Consider the following 14,902-nt stretch of genomic DNA (forward strand, 5'->3'; position numbering starts at 1 on the left):
AATACCTGTAGGGGCGGGTTTTACCAACCATATATGTCTCAAATTAACGATCTCGTAAACCCGCCCCTTTTAGCCGATCGCACCTCTACGAGATTTAATCAAAAACAGATTCGCTTTCTCGTAATTAGGACGTTCTGGCAATTTAGTTGCAGCAAAAGCGCGATCGAACTCACCGTGCAAACTCAACCGCCAGCGATTCACCTCATCCCAGGATATTTCTTGGTTGCGGATAGATAAAAGTTGCGATCGATAATCCTGCACCCGAACAGGCACAAACCCCTCCTTTAGCACCGTAATTCCTGACAGCAACAAGCGGATTAAGTGCATCGCGTGCTTCCAACGAATTTCCCCGGTATTGCGGAGGTCTTGCTCCATTTTTTTAAATTGAGACAAAACGTAGCTATTGTAAGTTTGATAAACCAATTGAGAAAGAAACATTTCCCGAATTTCCAGCAATTCTTGTGCTACAGGAGAAACAGTTTCTACTAAAGGCGTGTACAAACATTCTAGCACATTTGGATTAGCTTTTAGTGCCAAAACTAGAAACTTTTGCAGTTCCCAATAGCATTCCTCATTTTCCTTGTTTTCCAATTGTTCTGGGATGCCGTAAAGCGACCAATGAAGTATTGCCGGCGGCAGGTAAATCCCGCGTCTGTCTGTATCGGATTGCTCGTTATCAAGACCATACGCTCTAGAGCCAAGAATGCAGCGGTAAATTACAGAATCATAGAGGTTGTATTCTGCAAGAAAATCTCCTCCTGACTGCAATCCTTCGCTCTGAAACTGCTTGCGGATACTGAGTTCGTGCCGCCGCAGACTAACTTGTGTTCCGTCTGGGAGTTTGACTAAATATGCGTGGGAATTGTCCGTAGGCGATTGAACGATGACGCCTACTAATCCCGGTTTCCAAGATTGGTCGCCGGCGGGGTTTTTGACCTCTATTTTGGTGACAATTTGGGTTCCTGCGGGTAGGATTAAGTTGAAATTTTGAGGAATATTGGCATTTGCCATGAGGGAACCTCCTCCGGGGACACGAGCTACGATATTAGTGTAGCATAGGTGTAGTATATAAGGGAAGTTTTGGGCGATCGCTAGGAGTCCTCGCCCGTGCTACGGCAGTTTGGGCCTTGTTAAACATTGTCTTCAGATTGAGCAGGATGAGGTTTTTTATCAGTCGCGCCGGTTACAATGGAGAGGTTGCTGAAGTTAGATCGTATTATGAAGATATAAGTGCGGGAGTTGATGAGTTTTATAGATAAATGAATAATGAAAGTTAGAGAAGTTATTAAAATGTTAGAAGATGATGGTTGGTATTTAGCTAGAACAAAGGGCAGTCATCGTCAATTTAAACACCCAGAAAAGGCGGGGACTGTCACGGTGTCAGGTAATTTAGGCGTTGATATGCCAATTGGTACGCTTAAAAGTGTTTTGCGGCAATCTCAACTAGAGGAGGAAGATTAATGCGTTATGCTGTTGTAATTGAAAAAGGTGAAACTAGCTACGGTGCTTATGTTCCCGATTTACCTGGATGTGTAGCTGTGGCTGAAAGTTTAGAAGAGGTGAGGCATTTAATTAAAGAGGCGATCGCATTTCATCTTGAAGGACTACAAGAGGATGCTTTTCCTATTCCCGAACCAGTCTCTATTTGCGAATATGTTGAAGCTTAAGCTAAACACCAATTACTTTTTATTTCCAGTCGGTTTTTTTCCCGCTTAGTTTTCCCCTTATACCCCCTTTTCACTTTCATGTTGTGCAGGAAGTGCTACACGCCCATGAAAGTCATGATAACGATGTGAAAAGTCTTCTAAATATGGACTTTCAAGCACAGCACGTCGTTTAGCAAAATTATTATTTATTTGATTGTATAAGAAATCAGCATCTATCGCAAAATTTTTTTTAAAATCTACTGTTAATTCTGGTATGCCTTCCTGAGATGATTCACGTTCTAGAGGTATTTTTTCCAAAAAATGGTATTGCTGATAACGATTAGATTTAACTAAATTCCAATCTGCTGAATTTAGCTGAACTGTTTTGTTGGAGCGAATTTCTTGAGCTGTATATACTTGACAAAAAAGTATAGAGTTTAATAACTTATTAGGTTTATCTCGATTTGGCCTAGCGCTATAGTCCCAATCTAAATCACAGTTTTGAGTAACTATAATTGCATAAGGATGAACAATAGGTTTAAACTGAATTTGATCGAGGTACTGAATTTGATTGAGGTTTGGAGAAGATTCACTTGGAACTGGTTTAATCTGTATAAGTCCAGTCAGAATTTCCCCTTGTCTAAGAGCCTCTTTGTCATTCGAGGCTCTGTAAATCCAAGGTTTACGCATGGTTAGCTACTCAAAATCTAGGACTAAAGGTGGTCTGACTTCGCTAGGTAATACGCTACCAGTAAGTAATCCTAATTCTTGAGGTAAGGTAGTTTGTCCTAAATCAGACCGACAGTCACTATAATATTCCACCATTTGTTCAAGCACGTCAGATGCTTCTTGCAATCCTTCTGGAGTCTTAGCAAAAAGCAGATTGAGTAGCGTTAAGCACTTAACCCAAGCGATCGTGTTTTGATTGAATTGACCAAACCATTCACCACTAATAGGTGGTTCGATGGAAACTTCGATTTTTAAGCTAGGAGTACCAGATGCTAAAGTGTGCCGATACTGCGTCTGAGCAGGAGTGGGTAAAACTTCATACCTTTGTCCAATTATATTTTTGCTTTGAGTACCACCAGTTGTTACGTGCATAGGATTATATTGGTTGAGGTCGCATTGCTCTGTGCAACTCTTCCGTGATACCCCAGCGGAAGAGATTTCTGGCTGTATGGTTGTAGTTATCGAGTATTTTCCAGGCATTTTCACTCCTTTCTACTTTATCCTCAGTAAAAAAATCAGTATCTAATAAATAAGCTGTTTCATCTATACCTCTTTCTGTGTCCCTAACGTTAACAAGCCCATGATTAAAATTAACTTGACCGAATTCCGTTTTTAGCTGTAAATTTTTAACAAAGTTTTGAATTGAATCTGCTACTTCTGGTGTATACAGTTCAGAAGCAATATGTTGCGGTATTAATTCATGCCACTTTTTGTCTTTGATATTTAGTTTTGACCTAATAATTAAATCACGATATCTTAGTCCTGTTCGTGAATAAAAAGAGGGATTATATATTTTTTCAAAAAGTTCTACAGCGCGTTTAAATTTATCAATAAAATTTTCATATCTTTCATACTTTGTCGTAGCAAGCGTTATAGAGTTTTTGTCTAAAGATATCTGGCAACTCAAGTCTTCTGACTTAAATTGATAAGTCAAGTCAATTGAAGTCAAGTCACTGGTAAAATTAGAGGTAAATTGGGTTAAAAGATTAGATAGCTCAACCGGGATCTGCAAATTTCTAGAAGTTTCAAAAATTGGGTATTCAAACCTTATACTATCTTGAAAGTCTACAGGCTGTTGGCTGGCAATTTTCAGGATAGTTGGAAATCTAAGTTGAGCAATAACCTCAATTAGGGGGCTGTCCTCATAAATTACTCTTTCATAGTTTGGGAGCTTCATTTTTTCAAAGTATCCATTACCAATTTGAAGAGCGTCTATTACTCTAGCTTAACTTACTTCCAAACAGAATTACATTCAGGATAGATGCCATCGCCTTTTCCCAATCAAATTTTACAACTTAAAAATATGGGCAATACAGGATTTGAACCTGTGACCCCTTCCGTGTGAAGGAAGTGCGCTACCACTGTGCTAATTGCCCGCAGATAATTACCATACCATACCAAGTCCAAATTTGCAACTAAAATTTTCCTAAAAATTCAGCCGCTTGTTTCCGACTTAAACTCGACACAATGCCAAGAAAACAGGCATTTGTCGAGTCTGGCATCAGTTAACCTGCCACCAACCCGCGGACGGGCCGACAAACCGCACTACAATCCACCAAGCAACCAAAAGACTAATCCCCATCCAGCTTCCGCGACTTGTCCACTTCACAAAATCTTCGCTTTGGGTTTTCGTGATTGGCAGCCAGGGAACGATGCGTTCTTCTTTACCGTATTCGTCGCCGATCGACTCTTTGCGACGCTTAGCTTCACCCATAATTTTTGTCTACTAAATTACTTTTCAACTGGATACCTAACCAAATTATACGCCAACAGGTCATCTCAAGCCTGGGTCAACCAAGTCGTATCCAAATAATCAATCCTCGCAAAAGGACTCAAAGCCGCTAAAACCTGCTGTCCATAACTGCGGTGAATCACCCTGCTGTCGAAAATCGCCACAACCCCTTGACGTTCTCGCACCGGCGCGATCGCCCGTTGCAATTCATTCAGCGCCGCCGGCAGCAAATACAACCGAAACCAATCCTTGCGCCGTTCCTTATAATAAGCCACACGCGCCGTCACCAAAGGATTCTCCAAAGAAGGTAGCGGCAAAGTTGCGATCGCCAGCAAGTGAGGCGCCCTCAATTCCCCCTGATGTTCCCGCCAAAACTCCCACCCAGTCACCAAAATCGCATTCTCGCCCACATCTGTTTTTTCTACCTGCACCCGAGAACCGAACTCAGAAGCCAAAATCGCCGCCAGCCGAGCCTTCAGCGGTACATCACCAACTACCAGCACCGTTAAACCCGCCACCGACGCGCTCATCAACAGCAAAGTCCGAATTTCTTCAATTAAAACACCCTGAAATTCCGGCGTATTTGGCAGCGGCAGCCAGTTGGGAATGTACAGTTGAATTAATTCGCTTTGTCGATCGGGCGAAAACTTAACGCTGGTCAATTCTGGCAGTCCCAGCATTTGCCGGAAGATCGGAGCCTTCGGTTCCACATCCACCGCCCCCCCAATCAACACCACAGGCTGACAATCCCAAATTTGGCTCAAAACCTCAGCCACCTGAACCGGCGCGCAGAACAGAGAAAATGAGCCAGCCTCCCGATTAATTTCCGCCCACCGCAATTTTCCGTTTCCTTCCCACCGCTGCCAAAAATTGCTCCAAGCAGCCGGAATCAGCGAATTTGGCTCGATCCTTTCAAACAGCCCCTGCAAAATATTTTGCTCTGCGGTTTCCAGCAAATAGCACTCCTCTGGTTTCGCCGGATGCTGAAAGAAAGCGCGCGTTAGCAGTACCCGCCCTTGGAGGATTGCATCGGCTTCCAAAGGCTGAGATTGCATTAAATCATTCCAGTCAGCAGGTTGCAAACACGCCGTCAATTGCTGGCGCGTCCAAACTTCCAAGTCATCCACACCGTCGATAATTGTCGGAATATTGCTCGGAAGTGGCGAATTCGCCGCCAAGCGAGCCGCCAGCCAAGACTGCGGATCTGCTAGCATCAATCCTTGTCCAGTGGCATTATCGGAATAAGTCTCGATCGACCCCTCTGTTTCCAACCACTCTTGCAAGCGCGGAATTTCTACCGCCTGCAAATGCTCGATCACCCGTGTCGGCGCCACTAAAATCACAGGTTCCGGCCACATCAAAATCGGCATCAAATAGCTGACTCGATACCGCTGTCGGTAAGCTCCAGCGGGAAGCCCCGTTTGGATCAGAGCGCTGCGCCCCAAGCGCAAAGCCCGCGCCACGAGCCGCGCCATCGTTAAATGGTGGGGCCAGTGCGGCTCGGAGTTCGATCGCAGGAAGCGGAGCAGCGAATTGTGGACTTCTACCTCAATCAATCGATTGTACTGTTAACATTCCTCAATCAACATAATCAAAACTGGCCAGAAAATCAACTACTTTTTGACCGAGAGGCAAACTGAAATTACTCTCCTGATGAGCTGCACCTCCCTTCCCAAAATTCCCGTGAGAATTCACCATCAAACTCTCCTGTCCCGAACTAATTAAAATAGTTTGCGTAGGTGAGTCAAAAAACTTTGTTGGCTGACTCACCCGTGAGATATTAGAGACAAAATTTATCAACTCATTTAATTTATTTGTAGCTGTACTCAATGCTTTACGCAACTGCACTATTCGTTTATCATCCAAATTTTGAGTTTCGATATTTTTGCCGATAACCATAATATTTCTCTGAGTTTGTACAGCATCCTTAAAAGGAAGAATCGCTAAAAAAGCTGCTGGCAATAAATGCTCATCGCTCTCAAATCTAAAAGTTAGAGTTGTGCGGCGGTAGCCGACTTCAATATTAGGAGGAAAATTCATGGCCCGGTAATGCCGAGATATTTCGCTGTAAGCTGTTGCTAAAGTGCTGTTTGCTGAGTAGTCTAAAAGTGCGTCAACCACAATTTGCACTAACCCAGGCGTGTGACTTAAAAATTTTATCGATTCTGACTGCGACTTAAATTGTTGAATCAGAGTGCGATCGCCAGCGGGGCTGAGGTCAACCCACTGGCAAGTAATATCATCTGCAATGATGCCACATCGAGGAACCAAATACAGTTTTGCTCCTGTTAAAGTTGCTCCCCTCAAATCAGCGCCCACCCAATCTGCATTAATCAAATTTGTTTCTGTCAAATCAGCGTGAACCAAACTAGCACTTGCTAAATTAGTATTTCTTAAATCTGCTCCGTTAAGGTTAGCTCCGTTCAATTTAGCACAGCTCAGATCGGCGCCGTTGAGGTTAGCTCCCGTCAAATCAGCCCATTTGAGGTTAGCTCCGCTCAAATTGGCACTGCTGAGATTCACCTGTTGCAAAGAAGCTTGTCTCATATCGGTATTGCTCAAATTGACGCCGCTAAATTCTGCTTTCGTCAAATCCGCGCCATGCAAGTTAGCTTCTTGAAAGTTAGCTGAAGCAGCCGAAGCACCGGAAAGATTTGCACCGGAAAGATTAGCACCGCACAGGTTAGCTTCCGTCAGTTTTACATCTCTTAAATCTGCTTCAGTCAGGTTGGCACCGCTGAAGTTAGTTTTGCTGAGTTCGCAGCGGACTAATTCGCATCTAATCAGGGAGGCTCCGATTAATTGAGCTGCACTTAAATCGGCTCTGACTAAGTTTGCTACGTTGAGAGTCGCCCCGTTTAAGATTGCCCGCGACAGGTTGGTACTGCTGAGTCTAGCCACATTCAGGTTAGCTTCGCTCAAGTTAGCGTCGCTCAAGTTAGCGCCGCTGAGGTTGGTGACAAATAAGCTAGCCCGCCTTAAAATTGATTGGCTGAGGTTGATGCGGCTGAGATTAGCTTCATTCAGGTTGATTCCTGTGAATTCTCTGTCGCCTTCAGTGTATCTTTTGACGATTGCAAATCGTTTGAGCAGTTCTTCAGCTTCCATTTGTTTACCTGAATAAAATGGCGATCGGCTAACTTTTATATGGCATAAATAGAAATAATATCAAATTAATTTATAGTATTTACTCACCGAGCTGATAAAAGCTTTTGACAAACTCAATGACCGTATTTAGCGGCGGGGTGGTAAATCTTTGGGCTTTAATTGCAGGACTGATAGAGGTTTTGTTGACTCCGGGCAAATTTGTCAAGTTTCTGCCAAAATCTGGGTGATAGTGAATCATCAAAGTTTCGGCGCTGGAGTTAGCGAGTACAGTTTGGGTAGGCGATTGGAAAAAACTTGACATCGGTTCGCGATCGAGGCGAATCGGTTGAATTTTCATTTCACCTATTTTTCTCATTGTTTTGGTCAGGGCGACGTTTAATTGCACTACCATATTTGAGACTCTGACGCCCAGGTTATTACCACTTTGGGGTTGAATCATCTTGATCAAAGTAATCAAATTTTTCTGAGTAAATGCTGCATCACTAAAGGGAACAATCGCAACGAAAGCGGTGGGAAATAGTTGATCGTCCTGTTCTATTTTAAATGATATGATTGTGCGTCTGGAATTAACTTCGATACTGGGAGGATGGCTCAAAGCAGGGTATTGACGGGCAATTTGGCGGTAGGTAGCCGCGAGGACAAAGTTAGCATCGGGGTCGAGGGGTCGATCGACAATAATTTGAACTGTCGGCGGTGTAGCATTGAAAAACCTTTGAGATTCTTCTGGGGTAAAGCGCTGAATGTGGCTGCGATCGCCGTTAGGACTGAGGTCAACCCAATCGCAGGTAATGTCATCTGCTTTCACATCAAACCTAGACACCGCGTAAATTTTTGCCCCCGTCAGGGCCGCCCCCGTCAAATCGGCGCCCACCCAATCAGCGTGAATCAAATTCGCTTGAGTCAAATCCGCGTGTACCAAAGTAGCGTTCAACAGATTGACATTGCTCAAATTTGCCCCGTACAAGTTGGCCCCGCTCAATCTCGCTTCATCGAGGTCAGCACCGGTCAGGTTCGCCCCGCTGAGGTCAGCCCACCGGAGATTAGCGCCTCGCAAGTCAGCGCCGCTAAGGTTTGCTTGAGACAGATTAGCTTGTCTGAGTTCGGCATTGCAGAGGTTGACTCCTCGCAAGTCTGCCCTGCTGAGGTCGGCTCTGTGCAAGTTGGCCCGTTCCAAGTTGGCCGCTGTTAGAAAAGCGCCTCTCAGGTGAGCCCCGCTGAGGTCGGCTTGCTCTAGATTGGCTTCTCTGAGGGTTGCTTCTCTCAAATCTGCTTCGCTGAGATTTGCGCCGGTCAAGTTGGCACTACTGAGGTTTGCTCGAATCAGTTCGGATCTGATCAGTGTAGCTTCGACGAGTTGGGCTTCGCTGAGGTCGGCTCGAATCAAGTTAGCTACGTTGAGGATAGCGCCGCTGAGGTTGGCTTTGTGGAGATTGGCACCGCTGAGTCTGGCAACATTGAGTTTGGCTTTTCTCATGTTGGCGTTTGACAGATTGGTGCCGCTCATGTTGGTGAGGCTCAAGATTGCCTCACTGAAATTAGCCCCGCTGAGATCGATCCTGCTGAGATTTGCCTCGCAAAGGAGGATGGCAGTAAAGTCTCTTTCTCCTGCTGCATATTTGGTGATGAGTTCTTCGGCATCCATGCTTTTAAATTTCCCTGATGTGTTAGCTAGAACAAAGCTTTGTTGTGCCAACCTTTAAACTAGAATAAGCATTTTCTGTAACTTGATGCAATATGCCTAGACATCTATATTGTGGAAGCCTTTTATAAAATCCAAAATGCTAGTGATATTAGCTTGAGCCAATTTTGTGCTTTCGGCTAATTTACCCGATGGTGAGTTACTTGGCTCGTATTTTTTAATTAGGCGCTTGCCGAAGGCGGGGTGGTGATATACGCTGAGTCTTTGATCGCGGGAATTAATTAAGCTCATCTGTGTGGGAATTTGAAAGAAATTGATGCTTTCACCGATTTTTGGAAAAGAACTGGAAATTTTGATTTGGTCTACTTTGCTGATAGCTTGGTTGAGTGCTTTGCTGCATAACTGGACGTGTTTAGATTCTTTGACGTTAAGTTTGCCTGCATCGTGGGATTGAATCATTTTCATTAAAGCTATTAGGTTTTTTTGAGTTATGGCAGCGTCGTTAAAAGGAATGATGGCAACGTAAGCGGTGGCAAATAATTTATCATCGCTGTCCATTTTAAACGCGAGTACGGTGCGCCTGGAGCTGACTTCGATCGTGGGCGGCTGACTTAAACTCGGGTATTGTTGGGCAATTTGGTAATAAGTTGCAGCTAGTGCAAAATGAGCGCCTTGGTCTAAGGGCGAGTCAATCACAATCCGAACTGTGGGCAAGGTTTCGTGAAAAAATTCCTGGGTTCCTCCAGAGTTCAACCAGTAAATTTGGCTGTGGTCGCCGTTGGGACTCAGATCGACCCACTTGCAGGTCATGCCTTCGGTTTTGATGCCGAGCCGCGAAACTGCGTGAAGTTTGGCTCCGGTTAAGGTGGCTCCGGTTAAGTCGGCTCCAATCCAGTCGGCGCGGATCAGATAGGCATTTGACAGGTCGGCGTGAACTAAGCTGGCATTCAGCAAGTTGGCGTGGCAGAGGTCGGCTCGGCTGAGGTCGGCACCGCTCAATTTGGCTTCGCTGAGGTCGGCCCAGCGCAGATTGCAGCCGCTGAGGATGGCCCAGCGCAAATTGACGCCGCTGAGGTCGGCGCCACTGAGTACGGCTTGAGTGAGGTTGGCTTGTCTCAGTTCTGTGCCTCGCAAGTCGGCGCCGCTGAGGTCGGCTCGGCTGAGGTCGGCTCCTTGCAGGTTGGCTTGTTCGAGGTTGGCTTCTGTCAAGCACGCGCCGCTGAGGTGAGCGCCTCGAAGGTTGGCTTGAGCGAGGTTGGCTCCTCGAAGGGTGGCTTCGGTGAGGGTGGCGCCGCTGAGGTTGGCTCCGCTAAGGTTGGCTCCGCTGAGCTCGGCTCGAATTAGCTCGGCTCTGATCAGTTTTGCCCCTGTGAGTATGGCTTTTTTGAGGTCAACTCGCACTAGGTAAGCGACGTTGAGGTCGGCGTCTGTGAGGTCGGCGCCGCCTAGATGGGCGCCACTGAGTCTGGCGATGTTGAGTTTTGCACCTGTGAGGTTGGTTTTGCTGAGGTTTGCTCCGCTCAGGTTTGCTACACTCAGATTCGCACCCTTGAGGTTGGCTCCGCTCAAGTTGACGCCGCTGAGGTTGGCCTCAGTCAGGTTGATTCCGGCAAAGTTTCTTTCTCCGGCGGCATATTTCTTCAGGAGTTCCTCGACTGTCATGGGGGCGGCACCGTATCAAATATCCCCATTTTATTGCTATGAATATCGGTATTGTAGGACTGGGTTTAATTGGTGGCTCGATCGGGCTGGATTTACGATCGCGCGGGTTTAATGTTTTTGGGGTTTCGAGTCGGCAGCAGACTTGCGATCGGGCGCAAGCTCGCGGTGTTGTCAATGAAGCCAGCATAAACCTGTCTCTGATGGCAGCAGCCGATGTGGTTTTTATTTGCACGCCACTGGGGTCGATCGAGCCGATCGTCCGAGAGTTGGTGCCCTATCTTTCCCCTGATACTATTGTAACCGATGTCGGTTCCGTAAAAACACCCATAGTGCAGGCTGTGTCTCCTCTGTGGCAGAATTTTGTAGGGGGACACCCGATGGCGGGGACTGCTGAAAGCGGCATTGAGGCGGCGATACCGGATTTGTTTGTGGGCCGGCCTTATGTGGTGACGCCGCAGGCCCAGACGCCGACGCTTGCGGTGGATAAGGTTGAGGAAATTGCGCGGTTGCTGGGTGCTAAAGTTTACCGATGTGAGCCGGAAGAACACGATCGAGCTGTGGCTTGGATTTCTCATTTGCCACTCATGGCGAGCGCGACGCTGGTTGCTGCGTGCGATCTTGAGGGCGATCGGGATATTGTTAATTTAGCCCAACATTTGGCGAGTTCGGGTTTTCGGGACACGAGCCGGGTGGGGGGTGGCAATCCCGAACTGGGAGTGATGGTGGCAAAGTACAATCGAGAGGAATTATTGCGATCGCTCTCTATTTACCGCGACTGTCTCGACGGGTTCATCAGCGATATCAAAGCCGAAAATTGGCAAAGTCTCGAACACAAGCTGAAGCAGACTCAACAAGCGAGAGAGAATTACAACTTGTGAGCCAAATATTAATTAAAACGGTTCCCGTTTAGATTATGATTTGTGGATGCCTATATATTGATTTTCAATGTACATTTATTCTCGACTCAAGCGATTTTTCTAGGCACAAACCGGGTTTCTGACACCGCTTGGTAAATCATCTATATTTATTAAAACTTCAAGAAAAGGGTTGACATATCAAAAATGATATGTTATGAGTTGAGTAATTAGAAAAGTTGCCTTTCAACTTATCTTAAAAAAGATTGCGGCTGCTGAACCCAAGTCTTTTGTTTTCTAAAAAATCTCTTCAACTTTTGGGGGTTGCTATGCAACCCGCAACAGACTATTTATGCAGCTGCCAAAAAACTTGAACAGGCTTTTGCGAGCTTTGTCTCGGCAAGGTCTTGATGTTAGTTACGACAATAAAGTCTACTCCATTTCTCTCAATAGTTCTCTGAAAGAACACTGGCAAAATGCCGATGCTCCAACTGCAGAAGTTTTGCTCCCAGAGGATTTTCCTGTGGAAGCAAAGGCGCTCAAACAGTTGGCAAATTTGGCGAATGTTCGACACCCTCAAGGCGGCTGCGTTTGTCGCGCTTGCGCTACTCCTGACTTCCATCCAGGGGATGCGGGGGTGGCGATCGGCTCTATTGTAGAAACAGCAGGAATGGTGATTCCGGCGGCTACCGGTTCCGATATTAACTGCGGGATGCGGTTACACGTTGCGGATTTGTCGATCGAACAATTCCTCAGTCAGCGCGATCGCTTTGTAGAATTGCTCAAAGGCGATTATTTCTTCGGTACTCGCGATGTTAGCATGACTGCAAAAACTGCTCGCGCGATGTTCCAACACGGGATGCCCGGATGGCTGGATGGTATGCTGGACAAGCCAACCGGCAGCGCGGCTAATTCGGATTTCGAGCAGTTGGCGACAGAGTGCAATCGCACTTTCCTCGGCGGTTCCATGAATGGCGATGTCAAATGGGCTCCTGAAGAATTAGTCCCAAATGACGGCTTAGTCAGGGATGGGGGGTTAGCTACCATCGGTGGCGGCAATCACTTTGTGGAAATTCAAGTGGTTGAGGAAGTTATCGATCGAGCTACGGCTTATACTTGGGGAGTTCGATCGGGACAAATCGCTTTCATGATTCATTCCGGTTCGCGGAATGTCGGCAAATATATCGGCGGAATGTGGCGCGATCGAGCTTGCGAGGCCTGGCCGAAAACCCTGAAACATCCTGAATCCCGGCTTTTTCCGCTGTCTGTCGCAGCAACTCCCGAACTTGTGAACAGCTACCTGCAAGCGGAAGCAACAGCCGCTAACTACGGCTTTATCAACCGTTTGCTGCTAGCAGAACTTCTGCGGTTGCGTTTGCGACAAGTTTTCGGCGATGTGGAAGCTCCCTTAGTTTACGATTTGCCTCACAATATCACTTTAGCTGAAGGTGCCGGCTGGGTAACGCGCAAAGGCGCTTGTCCCGCACATTCCGGTCAGCCTGTAATTGTACCGGGTTCGATGGGCGCGCCGTCTTATTTGCTGGTTGGGAAGGGGAACGATCGATTTTTGCGATCGGCCTCTCACGGTGCAGGAAGGGCGCGATCGCGCTTCGATATGAGTCGCGCAGGTGCTGATAAAACTGACTCCGCTTTGGGATTAATCGGCGTAGATTGCATTACCTGGCGCGAAGAACGCAGAATCGAAGAAGCACCGGCAGCTTACAAGCCAATTCAACCAGTAATTGACGTTCAGGTTGAGGCGCAAATAGTTGGTGGAGTCGCTAAAATGAATCCCCAGAGTTAGATTATTGTTCGCAGCGCTGCTAGTCCCGCCAAGTGGATTGGGTAGAAGTAGTAAAAAAATTTTTTTTCCACTGCCGTTGGCTTTCGGTCTCTGCTTGGGTTGTGCCAACTTAAGATTAGCGGTGTCAACACTGCGAACACTTGAAGAAGATATCCTGATGTTGCTGCATAGATGACATTGGTTATAAACCAAGCAATCCACCACATCCGATCGCCTTTACCTTTTAAGTTAATCATCAGCAGCGGACACCCTACCGCATACCATCCGTAGCTTACTTCCCAAACCTGAGCTGCTATCATTCCCATTATCATTACCAGGATTTTTTTATTTGTTGGAGCTTTGTGAATTTGTGTAAACGTTATTACAACTAATGCAAAGCTAATCAATATATTGAATTCCAATTTGTTAAATAGCAATATGTATGGAATTTGACTAACCATTCCAAATACTAATAATCTGGTAATTAAAGGTTTAGCACTGCTTTTTGCTTCTCGCCGTTTCCAGTTTTGAGCCGATATCCAAGCAAACAGCGGAAAACTTAAGCGGCCAATAATTCTCATTGGCTCTATTTCTAGTAACAAACCTGTGTGGTCAATTACCATCAAAATCGTTGCTAGCCATTTAATTAAATTCTGACTCATGCTGATATTCCTATTAATTGATTGATGAATTCATTAATTATTTCGCAACCTTTTTCTGAAATAAAATAGATTTTTTTTCCTTGATTCCACTCGAAGCTAACTAGATTTTGATTTTTTAATACATTTAATCTTTTGTAGATTCCAATTTTTGAAGGTGGTTTGCTTAGATTCATTTCCCTTACTTCTTTTACAACACTTGATAGAGATAGATAATTTTTGCGAGATAACACTGCTAATACAAACATATCAACTCTACTCATAAGTTTTCTCAATTCATCACTTAGATTTTAGTAAAGACCTTTCTTTAAATCAATGGGTTTCCAAAAAGATAAGTATTATTACCGTTGTGTTGACTATCTATCTCTCTGAAGATGGACTTATTGATTGGGCAACAAAATGATTGAACTGATTTTAGCGGCTTCGATTGCAAATACTACAATGCCGCCACCGCCACCGGTTGCGACTCCTGTGCCTAAACCTACCTACACTCCGCCTTCTAAACCTACCTACACTCCGTCTCCTGCTCCTTCTGAATCTTGGTCTGACAAAATGTGGCGGCGCTATAAGGAGAATACTAAATAATGGCTGTAACTAAAGAAGGGCGTGATTTAATTTCGAGCATTCTCAGGATTGGAGATACTGGCTCTGAAACAACTGCTCGTCAAGGAATGAAGACAACCAATGTTCCGGGCTATCCCGTAATTTTGTGTTGGGCTCGTTGGGGGGGCTCGGAATTAAACGCTTCTGGTAACAACAAAGCGTTTTTGTTTTTGCCATATTTGCAGACTGGTCAGATGCCGCTGACAAAATACAATGGTGCAACCAGTGTTGAGACTCCTCTTGATATGGTGATGTCAGAGGTTGCTAACCCCTACAACTGTAAAGTTGGTGTAACGCCTTCTCTTAACATCAGTAAGTTGATTGAGGGAGAGTATTACAGTTTCGTTTTAGCAATTAAACCCGCTGCAGTTGGCAATGGGAATAACCCTACTCCTTATTGGGATGGATGGATTAAGGCAGTTGGTGCTACTCCTAGTGATGTTTTCAAGGATTATTTTGCATTGTTTAACATCACTAAAACTCAGTG

17 protein-coding genes and 1 tRNA gene are annotated in these 14,902 nt (G+C 45.6%); 6 read left to right on the forward strand and 12 right to left on the reverse strand.

Annotated features, from left to right (window positions below):
* Positions 1 to 69: 69 nt before the first annotated feature.
* Complete coding sequence (locus QUB11_RS23920) at positions 70 to 1,011, reverse strand: DNA polymerase beta superfamily protein (protein WP_333206394.1); 942 nt, start codon at positions 1,009 to 1,011, stop codon at positions 70 to 72.
* Positions 1,012 to 1,266: 255 nt separating this feature from the next.
* On the opposite strand from QUB11_RS23920, the gene QUB11_RS23925 reads away from it, so the two are divergent.
* Both QUB11_RS23925 and QUB11_RS23930 read left to right on the forward strand, forming a co-directional pair.
* A complete protein-coding gene (locus QUB11_RS23925; protein WP_333206393.1) occupies positions 1,267 to 1,461 on the forward strand; it encodes a type II toxin-antitoxin system HicA family toxin in 195 nt (64 codons plus the stop codon).
* Positions 1,461 to 1,667: a type II toxin-antitoxin system HicB family antitoxin gene (locus QUB11_RS23930; protein ID WP_333206391.1), complete on the forward strand. Its 207-nt coding sequence runs from the start codon at positions 1,461 to 1,463 to the stop codon at positions 1,665 to 1,667. Before QUB11_RS23925 ends, QUB11_RS23930 begins: the two co-directional genes overlap by 1 nt.
* 57 nt (positions 1,668 to 1,724) lie before the next feature.
* On the opposite strand, the gene QUB11_RS23935 is transcribed toward QUB11_RS23930, so the two are convergent.
* The 9 genes from QUB11_RS23935 to QUB11_RS23975 form a co-directional block, all read right to left on the reverse strand.
* Entirely contained in the window at positions 1,725 to 2,336 is a 612-nt protein-coding gene (locus tag QUB11_RS23935; protein WP_333206390.1) for a hypothetical protein, read from the reverse strand.
* Between the two features lie 6 nt (positions 2,337 to 2,342).
* Positions 2,343 to 2,747 carry a hypothetical protein gene (locus QUB11_RS23940; RefSeq protein ID WP_333206389.1) on the reverse strand — a complete coding sequence of 135 codons (405 nt, stop codon included), beginning with the start codon at positions 2,745 to 2,747 and terminating at the stop codon, positions 2,343 to 2,345.
* A 4-nt stretch (positions 2,748 to 2,751) separates the two neighbouring features.
* Entirely contained in the window at positions 2,752 to 3,552 is an 801-nt protein-coding gene (locus QUB11_RS23945) for a TIGR04255 family protein (RefSeq protein ID WP_333206388.1), read from the reverse strand.
* Positions 3,553 to 3,679: 127 nt separating this feature from the next.
* Positions 3,680 to 3,751 (reverse strand) — tRNA-Val (locus QUB11_RS23950).
* A gap of 125 nt (positions 3,752 to 3,876) precedes the next feature.
* Positions 3,877 to 4,089 carry a DUF2839 domain-containing protein gene (locus tag QUB11_RS23955; RefSeq protein WP_333063857.1) on the reverse strand — a complete coding sequence of 71 codons (213 nt, stop codon included), beginning with the start codon at positions 4,087 to 4,089 and terminating at the stop codon, positions 3,877 to 3,879.
* Between the two features lie 65 nt (positions 4,090 to 4,154).
* A complete protein-coding gene (locus tag QUB11_RS23960; RefSeq protein ID WP_333206387.1) occupies positions 4,155 to 5,663 on the reverse strand; it encodes a helicase C-terminal domain-containing protein in 1,509 nt (502 codons plus the stop codon).
* A 22-nt stretch (positions 5,664 to 5,685) separates the two neighbouring features.
* Positions 5,686 to 7,215 carry a pentapeptide repeat-containing protein gene (locus QUB11_RS23965; RefSeq protein ID WP_333206386.1) on the reverse strand — a complete coding sequence of 510 codons (1,530 nt, stop codon included), beginning with the start codon at positions 7,213 to 7,215 and terminating at the stop codon, positions 5,686 to 5,688.
* Between the two features lie 79 nt (positions 7,216 to 7,294).
* Positions 7,295 to 8,857, reverse strand: coding sequence for a pentapeptide repeat-containing protein (locus QUB11_RS23970; protein WP_333206385.1), 1,563 nt, complete (start codon positions 8,855 to 8,857; stop codon positions 7,295 to 7,297).
* Positions 8,858 to 8,953: 96 nt separating this feature from the next.
* Entirely contained in the window at positions 8,954 to 10,516 is a 1,563-nt protein-coding gene (locus QUB11_RS23975; RefSeq protein ID WP_333206383.1) for a pentapeptide repeat-containing protein, read from the reverse strand.
* 38 nt (positions 10,517 to 10,554) lie between these two features.
* On the opposite strand from QUB11_RS23975, the gene QUB11_RS23980 reads away from it, so the two are divergent.
* Complete coding sequence (locus tag QUB11_RS23980; protein WP_333206381.1) at positions 10,555 to 11,394, forward strand: prephenate/arogenate dehydrogenase; 840 nt, start codon at positions 10,555 to 10,557, stop codon at positions 11,392 to 11,394.
* A gap of 328 nt (positions 11,395 to 11,722) precedes the next feature.
* Complete coding sequence (locus QUB11_RS23985) at positions 11,723 to 13,174, forward strand: RtcB family protein (protein ID WP_333206379.1); 1,452 nt, start codon at positions 11,723 to 11,725, stop codon at positions 13,172 to 13,174.
* On the opposite strand, the gene QUB11_RS23990 is transcribed toward QUB11_RS23985, so the two are convergent.
* Entirely contained in the window at positions 13,171 to 13,815 is a 645-nt protein-coding gene (locus QUB11_RS23990; RefSeq protein ID WP_333391875.1) for a TraX family protein, read from the reverse strand. The genes QUB11_RS23985 and QUB11_RS23990 overlap by 4 nt on opposite strands.
* Positions 13,812 to 14,075, reverse strand: coding sequence for a hypothetical protein (locus QUB11_RS23995; RefSeq protein ID WP_333257935.1), 264 nt, complete (start codon positions 14,073 to 14,075; stop codon positions 13,812 to 13,814). The genes QUB11_RS23990 and QUB11_RS23995 overlap by 4 nt, the downstream gene beginning before the upstream one ends.
* Positions 14,076 to 14,211: 136 nt before the next feature.
* Here QUB11_RS23995 and QUB11_RS24000 point away from each other — a divergent pair, with 136 nt between their 5' ends.
* A complete protein-coding gene (locus tag QUB11_RS24000) occupies positions 14,212 to 14,397 on the forward strand; it encodes a hypothetical protein (protein ID WP_333257937.1) in 186 nt (61 codons plus the stop codon).
* On the forward strand, positions 14,397 to 14,902 hold a 506-nt coding region (locus QUB11_RS24005; RefSeq protein WP_333391877.1), incomplete at its 3' end, for a hypothetical protein. The genes QUB11_RS24000 and QUB11_RS24005, both read left to right, overlap by 1 nt.

Source organism: Microcoleus sp. B6-A1, assembly GCF_036705085.1.
GTDB lineage: Bacteria > Cyanobacteriota > Cyanobacteriia > Cyanobacteriales > Microcoleaceae > Microcoleus.

Bases quoted from the DNA above. Each gene is read 5' to 3' on its own strand.
- QUB11_RS23980 (WP_333206381.1), top strand. From the start codon at position 10,555: ATGAATATCGGTATTGTAGGACTGGGTTTAATTGGTGGCTCGATCGGG.
- QUB11_RS23975 (WP_333206383.1), bottom strand. From the start codon at position 10,516: ATGACAGTCGAGGAACTCCTGAAGAAATATGCCGCCGGAGAAAGAAAC.
- QUB11_RS23940 (WP_333206389.1), bottom strand. From the start codon at position 2,747: ATGCACGTAACAACTGGTGGTACTCAAAGCAAAAATATAATTGGACAA.
- QUB11_RS24000 (WP_333257937.1), top strand. From the start codon at position 14,212: ATGATTGAACTGATTTTAGCGGCTTCGATTGCAAATACTACAATGCCG.
- QUB11_RS23995 (WP_333257935.1), bottom strand. From the start codon at position 14,075: ATGAGTAGAGTTGATATGTTTGTATTAGCAGTGTTATCTCGCAAAAAT.
- QUB11_RS23930 (WP_333206391.1), top strand. From the start codon at position 1,461: ATGCGTTATGCTGTTGTAATTGAAAAAGGTGAAACTAGCTACGGTGCT.
- QUB11_RS23965 (WP_333206386.1), bottom strand. From the start codon at position 7,215: ATGGAAGCTGAAGAACTGCTCAAACGATTTGCAATCGTCAAAAGATAC.
- QUB11_RS23985 (WP_333206379.1), top strand. From the start codon at position 11,723: ATGCAGCTGCCAAAAAACTTGAACAGGCTTTTGCGAGCTTTGTCTCGG.
- QUB11_RS23970 (WP_333206385.1), bottom strand. From the start codon at position 8,857: ATGGATGCCGAAGAACTCATCACCAAATATGCAGCAGGAGAAAGAGAC.
- QUB11_RS23935 (WP_333206390.1), bottom strand. From the start codon at position 2,336: ATGCGTAAACCTTGGATTTACAGAGCCTCGAATGACAAAGAGGCTCTT.
- QUB11_RS23955 (WP_333063857.1), bottom strand. From the start codon at position 4,089: ATGGGTGAAGCTAAGCGTCGCAAAGAGTCGATCGGCGACGAATACGGT.
- QUB11_RS23990 (WP_333391875.1), bottom strand. From the start codon at position 13,815: ATGAGTCAGAATTTAATTAAATGGCTAGCAACGATTTTGATGGTAATT.
- QUB11_RS23945 (WP_333206388.1), bottom strand. From the start codon at position 3,552: ATGAAGCTCCCAAACTATGAAAGAGTAATTTATGAGGACAGCCCCCTA.
- QUB11_RS23925 (WP_333206393.1), top strand. From the start codon at position 1,267: ATGAAAGTTAGAGAAGTTATTAAAATGTTAGAAGATGATGGTTGGTAT.
- QUB11_RS23920 (WP_333206394.1), bottom strand. From the start codon at position 1,011: ATGGCAAATGCCAATATTCCTCAAAATTTCAACTTAATCCTACCCGCA.